This window comes from Mucilaginibacter sp., from assembly GCF_039935595.1.
Classification (GTDB): Bacteria; Bacteroidota; Bacteroidia; order Sphingobacteriales; family Sphingobacteriaceae; genus Mucilaginibacter.
In genome coordinates this window covers 1-6,316 of the sequence record NZ_JBDTJZ010000034.1, presented here as the reverse complement: position 1 = coordinate 6,316, position 6,316 = coordinate 1, and the positions used below count along the sequence as shown (strand labels likewise).

3 protein-coding genes, 1 other RNA gene and 1 pseudogene are annotated in these 6,316 nt (G+C 40.3%); 4 read left to right on the top strand and 1 reads right to left on the bottom strand.

The window, feature by feature from the left end:
• Positions 1-1,228: sulfate adenylyltransferase subunit 1 (locus tag ABI367_RS01995; protein ID WP_462231839.1), on the top strand; the 1,228-nt coding region annotated here is incomplete at its 5' end.
• A 267-nt stretch (positions 1,229-1,495) separates the two neighbouring features.
• On the opposite strand, the gene ABI367_RS01990 is transcribed toward ABI367_RS01995, so the two are convergent.
• Positions 1,496-4,054: a TonB-dependent receptor gene (locus tag ABI367_RS01990; RefSeq protein ID WP_462231837.1), complete on the bottom strand. Its 2,559-nt coding sequence runs from the start codon at positions 4,052-4,054 to the stop codon at positions 1,496-1,498.
• A gap of 367 nt (positions 4,055-4,421) precedes the next feature.
• On the opposite strand from ABI367_RS01990, the gene ffs reads away from it, so the two are divergent.
• The 3 genes and pseudogenes from ffs to ABI367_RS01975 form a co-directional block, all read left to right on the top strand.
• Positions 4,422-4,520, top strand: an RNA gene (ffs, locus tag ABI367_RS01985) — signal recognition particle sRNA small type.
• 112 nt (positions 4,521-4,632) lie between these two features.
• Positions 4,633-5,598: a YpdA family putative bacillithiol disulfide reductase gene (locus ABI367_RS01980; RefSeq protein ID WP_462231835.1), complete on the top strand. Its 966-nt coding sequence runs from the start codon at positions 4,633-4,635 to the stop codon at positions 5,596-5,598.
• A 399-nt stretch (positions 5,599-5,997) separates the two neighbouring features.
• A pseudogene (locus tag ABI367_RS01975) lies at positions 5,998-6,316 on the top strand (GNAT family N-acetyltransferase); the annotation flags it as partial.

Here is a 6,316-nt window from a genome sequence, read left to right as displayed (position 1 = left end):
AGGTAGTGTTGATGATGGTAAAAGTACCTTGATAGGTCGTTTACTGTATGATAGCGATTCTATTTTGGCTGACCAATTAGAGGCTCTGCATTCATCCAACCGTAAAAACGACGATGGCAGTATTGATCTTGCCATATTAACCGACGGCCTTAAGGCCGAGCGTGAGCAGGGTATTACTATTGACGTAGCCTACAAATACTTTCAAACTGATAAACGTAAGTTTATTATAGCCGATGCGCCAGGGCATATTCAATATACCCGTAACATGGTTACCGGCGCTTCAAACGCTAATTTGGCTATTATATTAATTGATGCCCGTAAGGGTGTTATTGAGCAAACCATCCGTCACTCGTTTCTGGTATCGTTACTGGGCCTGCAGCAGGTGGTGGTTTGCGTTAATAAAATGGATATGATTGGCTACAGCCAGGAGATTTATAACAACATTGTAAAAGATTACCAGGCTTTGGCCCAAAAGGTAGGCTTAAAAAAGAATGTACATTTTATACCTGTAAGCGCGCTTAAAGGCGATAACATTGTAAATACCACAACCAATATGCCCTGGTATACAGGCACCAGTTTGTTAGATTTCCTGGAAACTGTTGAATTGGAAGCCGATATCAGCACCGAACATGCACGTTTCCCGGTACAATGGGTAATACGCCCGCAAACTGACGAATTGCATGACTATCGTGGCTATGCAGGTCGTGTATCCAGCGGGTCATTTAAAGTGAATGATAAAATTACCGTATTGCCATCAGGCTTTACTTCTACTATTTCAAAAATTGAATTTTTTGACAAGGAACTGGAAGAAGCATTAGCCGGAACTTCGGTTACGGTACATTTAAATGATGAGATAGACATCAGCCGTGGTGATATATTGGTGAACAGCAGTTACCAGCCGAAAGTATCGCAATTAATTGAGGCAGATTTATGCTGGATGGATACCCGTGCTTTGGATACCACCCACACCTACTTTATACAGCATAACAGTAAAGTAACCCGCTGTAAGATACAGGAAACACTATACAAGGTAAATATCAACACGCTGGAGAAAGAACCAAGCGAAGATTTTAAACTGAATGATATTGGCCGCATTGTTATCAAAACTGCCGATCCGTTGGCCTTTGATAGCTATGAAGAAAATAAAGCTAATGGCGGCGCTATATTGGTAGATAGCCGTACCAACTTAACCGTTGGCGCCTTAATGTTACGCTCAGTAGCTGACTAAGATTTTTTTTAATGTGATTTTTATATAAGGGTTCGGGATTTATTCCGGACCTTTTTTGTTACCCGATAACTATCCCCACCGCCTGTCATCTCGAACATAGTGAGAGATCTATACACATGCCACTAACGCGTGTATAGATTTCTCACTCGTTCCTCGTTTCGAAATGACATGGCGGGTGTATATATAATATACAAAACCAAAAGGGCTCAGGAAAATTATCCCGGCCCCTTTCTCAATTGAAACCTATATAATTAACTTATATATTCTTTATAAATTGTAACGCAAGGTTATACCAACAGTGCGTTGATCGCCAAGCACACCTGCATATTGACCGGCATTACCGCTGGCCGGTAGTAATTGCTCAAAGTAATTTTGATTAAAGATGTTACGTCCCCATAAGTAAGCCGAAAAACCATGTGTAGCCCTGAAACCTAAACGCGCGTTAACTAACGTATAACCGGCAATATTCAAATAAGCTGATGGTGTTGGGCTTGATGAAAATCGTGAACGTAAATAATCATCAACACCTATAAAGAACTTGCTGTTTTCGCTTATAAATTTGGCATCAGTAGCAAACTCGCCGCCAACTGATGTTGTCCATTTAGAAACACCGGGAAGTTGTGTGCCTGAGATATCTTTAAAAAATACTGTCGAAGATATACCTGTCTCTTCCAATGGAAGCGGAGCATTGGTGAATTTTACATATTTAGCATCATTATAAGCACCTGAAGCATAGAATGACCAATTTTTACCGGCTTGTATGTTCGCGTCAAACTCAACGCCTTTAACATTTACTTTCTCGGCAGTAGCCAAGTAGCCACGGTTCACACCCGGATCAGGCGATTGAACGTTAGTTTGATAATCGCTGATATCAGAGTTATGAAAAGTAACATTTAAAGTAATATTTGGGGTTGGGTTGGTTTTAGCACCAAACTCAATATGTTGGGTTTTTTCTGGTTTAATAACCGCAAGGTCAAGTGCCGGTGCACCATTAATAGTAGGTAAGCCTGCCACGTTAACACCTGATGGTTTGTAACTTGTTGAATAAGTACCATAAACATTAACCGCCTTATTTGGCCGGTATGAGGCTGTAATGTTATAAGTAAAGTTTCGCTCGTTAAAGTTGGTTGTATAATACTGGCTTGAGTATAAAGCCTTTCTAAAGCCAAGTAATGTAGGGTCGGTTAGGGTTATGCCACCATTTGCCTGCCTGTCATATACAACATCCTTTTTATCATAATTAAAACGAACGCCCGGATTGATGTGGAAAGCATCTCCGATTTTCCAATCAACGTTGGCAAATGCCGCGGCTGTTTGTGCTTTTATAGAAGCATTGGTAGATATACCATAGCCTTCAAATAAACCAGGTGTTTGCCATAACGCTGTATTAGTGGTGTTTTGGGCAAATCGCCATTGGTCTGAACCCGCTTCTTCCCTGCCTGTTGTGGTTACTTGCTGATCTAAATAGAATAATCCAAATACACCTGTTAAATTCTTCGATAAGTCACCCGAATAACGCATCTCTTCAGAAGTTTGGTGATGTTTAGACGGATTTTGTGATTTTGCTAATACATTTAAACCGGTAAAGTCACGATCTGTTGATGGATCCCAGTCCCAATAACGCCAGGCAGTAGTTGAGGTTAAAGTACCTGATCCAATTTTAGTATCGATATTTAATGAAAGGCCACCCAACTGATTACCTGATTTAGCCGGGGTATTTTGATCAATAACACGGTCAAACGGATTTGTTGACGGCAGTTGATAGCCCAAATCAGCAATGATATTATTAAACTGACGATAAGCGGCACGATAAGTAGGTGCAACACCTGCATATACCTGGACATATCCGTTGGGCTTCTGGTCGGATGCATCGCCATTTAAGGTAATTTGGGTATTGGCTGTTGGCTGGTAAAGTAATTGGAAACGACCGCCCAAATTATTAAGGTTGTTAACCGGCTCTTGTTTAGCAATATTATAAATTGCACCGTCACGTTGCGTTCCTGAAAAAGATAAACGCAAAGCTAATTTATCAGCTATAGGGCCGGTTACAGATGCTTTAGCTTGTACATATCCTAAATTACCAAAGCTGGTTTCAAACGAAACACCCGGTGTAAAGCTGGCTTTGCGGGTAGTGATATTAATGGCACCTGCAGCGGTATTTTTACCAAATAAGGTACCCTGCGGGCCACGTAATACTTCAATGTTATCAACGTCAATAAAGTCGAGCGTAGCCGCTGCGGGGCGTGCATAATAAACGCCATCTACATAAAAACCTACACCCGGATCTAAACCATCATTGGTTAAACCAAATGGTGAACCAATACCACGAATATTAATACCTGTGTTACGGGGGTTAGATGTATATAGCTGCAACGTAGGCACAAGTTCTTTAACGCGGTTTACGTTGAACGAACCTGTTTTATCGATTTGGGTTCCCCCTATTACCGAAACAGAAACAGGCACATCCTGCAAAAGCTCCCTGCGCCGTCTGGATACGACAACTATTTCGGTTAGTTGGTCGTCATTAACCAGTTCAAATTCGGTTGGCGCGTTTTGAATATTTAGCACCTGGAAATCCTGGGCTTTAAAGCCAACAGAACTTATCCTGATATAAAATGGCGGCTCAATACTTGGTTTAAGGGAGAATTTACCATTCTCATCGGCAGTAACACCAGTGGTAGTACCCCTTATAATTACCGATGCCGAAGGTACCGGCGCGCCTTTGCTATCTTTTACAATACCATTTATTATATTTTGGGAAAATGCGGCGGGCGAAAGCAATAAAATGAACGTTGTTAGTTTGAATAATTTAGTAGAAAATTTCATAAAAATTTGTAGTGATAAATTGTAAATAATTGAACTGTTGTAGTATGTTTTTTAGAGATCAACAACAGCAACACATAACCATTAAGCAGGTTACTTTACATTTTTTTTGAGTAGAGAAATTATTAAATAAATACATAGTCTATAGAATTAGTCGACAAAAATAAAATTAATAAATTTATCTGCAAGAACTTTTTAGAAATTTTTTATTTATGTATGATTTTAAGTATAAATAATGAAGATTTTTATTCCTTATACCCTACTGCATATCAATCATTTGCGCATTTGCATATCCGCATATCTGCACATCAAAACTCCTTTTTTAACAATTTATTAACCCTACAACAAACCTTTTCCTATATTTGCGTCGGGGTAAGTCTTTTACGGCCAGCTCCTCTTGAACTCCCCCAGGGTGGGAACGCAGCAAGGGTAGAGAGTTGAGCGGCGCGATAGAAGTAGCTTACCCTTTTTTTGTGCCTAAATTTTCGAAAAAAGCATATCAAACCTTCGATATTCATCATTCAAAATTCATTATTCGATATTAATACTGCACCACTCCCCTAATCTCATTATCTTCGTGTATGTTGGATATCCTCATCATTGGCGGTGGCCCCATTGGTATAGCTTGTGGGTTAAACGCCCAAAAAGCCGGTTTAAGTTTTGTTATTGTTGAGAAGGGATGCCTGGTAAATTCGTTATACAACTACCCTTCTACCATGACGTTCTTCTCTACGTCAGAGAAACTGGAGATTGGCGGCGTGCCCTTTGTATCCACCCATAAGCAACCTAACCGTGCAGAGGCTTTAGAGTATTACCGCAGGGTGGCTACTTCTAACCATCTGCCCATTAATTTATTTGAAGAGGTAACTGCTATCCTGCCTGAAAATGGTGGCTATAAGGTAACTACCAGTAAAGCTACTTATCAGGCTAAACGAATAATTATATCAACCGGGTTTTATGATATTGCGGTTAACCTCAATATTCCCGGCGAAGATCTGCCCAAAGTAAGGCATTACTACCAGGACCCACATTATTACGCCATGCAAAAGGTGGTGGTAGTGGGTTCAAGCAACTCGGCTATTGATGTGGCATTAGAGACCTGGCGCAAAGGTGCCGAAGTTACCCTGGTTGTGCGTGGCGAAGAGATAAGTCAGCGGGTTAAATATTGGGTTAGGCCCGATATTATCAACCGTATAAAAGAAGGCAGCATAAAGGCTTATTTTAATTCGGAATTGACCGCTATACGTGAGCATGAGGTGGATATACAAACGCCCGAAGGCCCGATAACCATCCCCAATGATTTTGTGATGGCCATGACGGGCTATAAACCAAACTTTGATCTGCTAAAAAAATGGGGACTCAATTTGTCGACAGACAAGTTTATACCCGAATATAACCCCGATACGATGGAAACCAATCTGCCGGGCGTGTATCTGGCGGGAGTAGTTTGCGGCGGTTTAGATACACATTTATGGTTCATTGAAAACTCGCGTATTCATGCGGATATGATAGTGGATGATATTGTGGCAAAAAGGTTGATTAAGTGAGTGGTTGGTTAAGTGAATAGTTAACTATATATCAAATTACTGTAATCTTAAACCTAATAAACCACTCACCTAATAAACTAATTAACATTTCTCTTGTTTAAATAAAAAATAATGCAAACTTTTGCATCAAATTTTAAATAAAACAAATACGCTATAAAATGAACTTACAAAGCTTAAATAAGCCAACTGTCAGAGCAAATTTTGCTCCGGTTGCCGCTGCTTTGGTTTCAACTGTTTTATTTTCCCCATCACGACGAAGGCTATTTATCCCACGGGTTTAAATTGCAGGCTATTCTATTGCCCGTCAAATTGAAGTTTATTAAAGCTTCTTCAATCCAAAAAACATTTAATTATTATGGCTTTAAAGCCAATAATTTAAACAGTAATTTTTCTACTTAAATGACCATACAAGATTTTGATATTCAGGTTGCTACTGCACAACATGCAGACTATGCCCCCGCTATTTGCGATGAGATGGCACAATCTGCCAAAGCGCGTGGTACAGGCATTGCCCAACGCACACCTGAATACGTGGCTAATAAAATGCTGGAAGGTAAAGCCGTTATAGCGTTGCATAAAGATGGCACCTGGGCAGGGTTTTGCTATATTGAAACCTGGAGCCACGGCGACTTTGTGGCTAATTCGGGCCTGATAGTAGCGCCCGAATATCGTAAAGTGGGTTTAGCCAAAGCCATTAAGCATAAAATATTCGAACTTT

Bases quoted from the DNA above. Each gene is read 5' to 3' on its own strand.
- ABI367_RS01990 (WP_462231837.1), bottom strand. From the start codon at position 4,054: ATGAAATTTTCTACTAAATTATTCAAACTAACAACGTTCATTTTATTG.
- ABI367_RS01980 (WP_462231835.1), top strand. From the start codon at position 4,633: ATGTTGGATATCCTCATCATTGGCGGTGGCCCCATTGGTATAGCTTGT.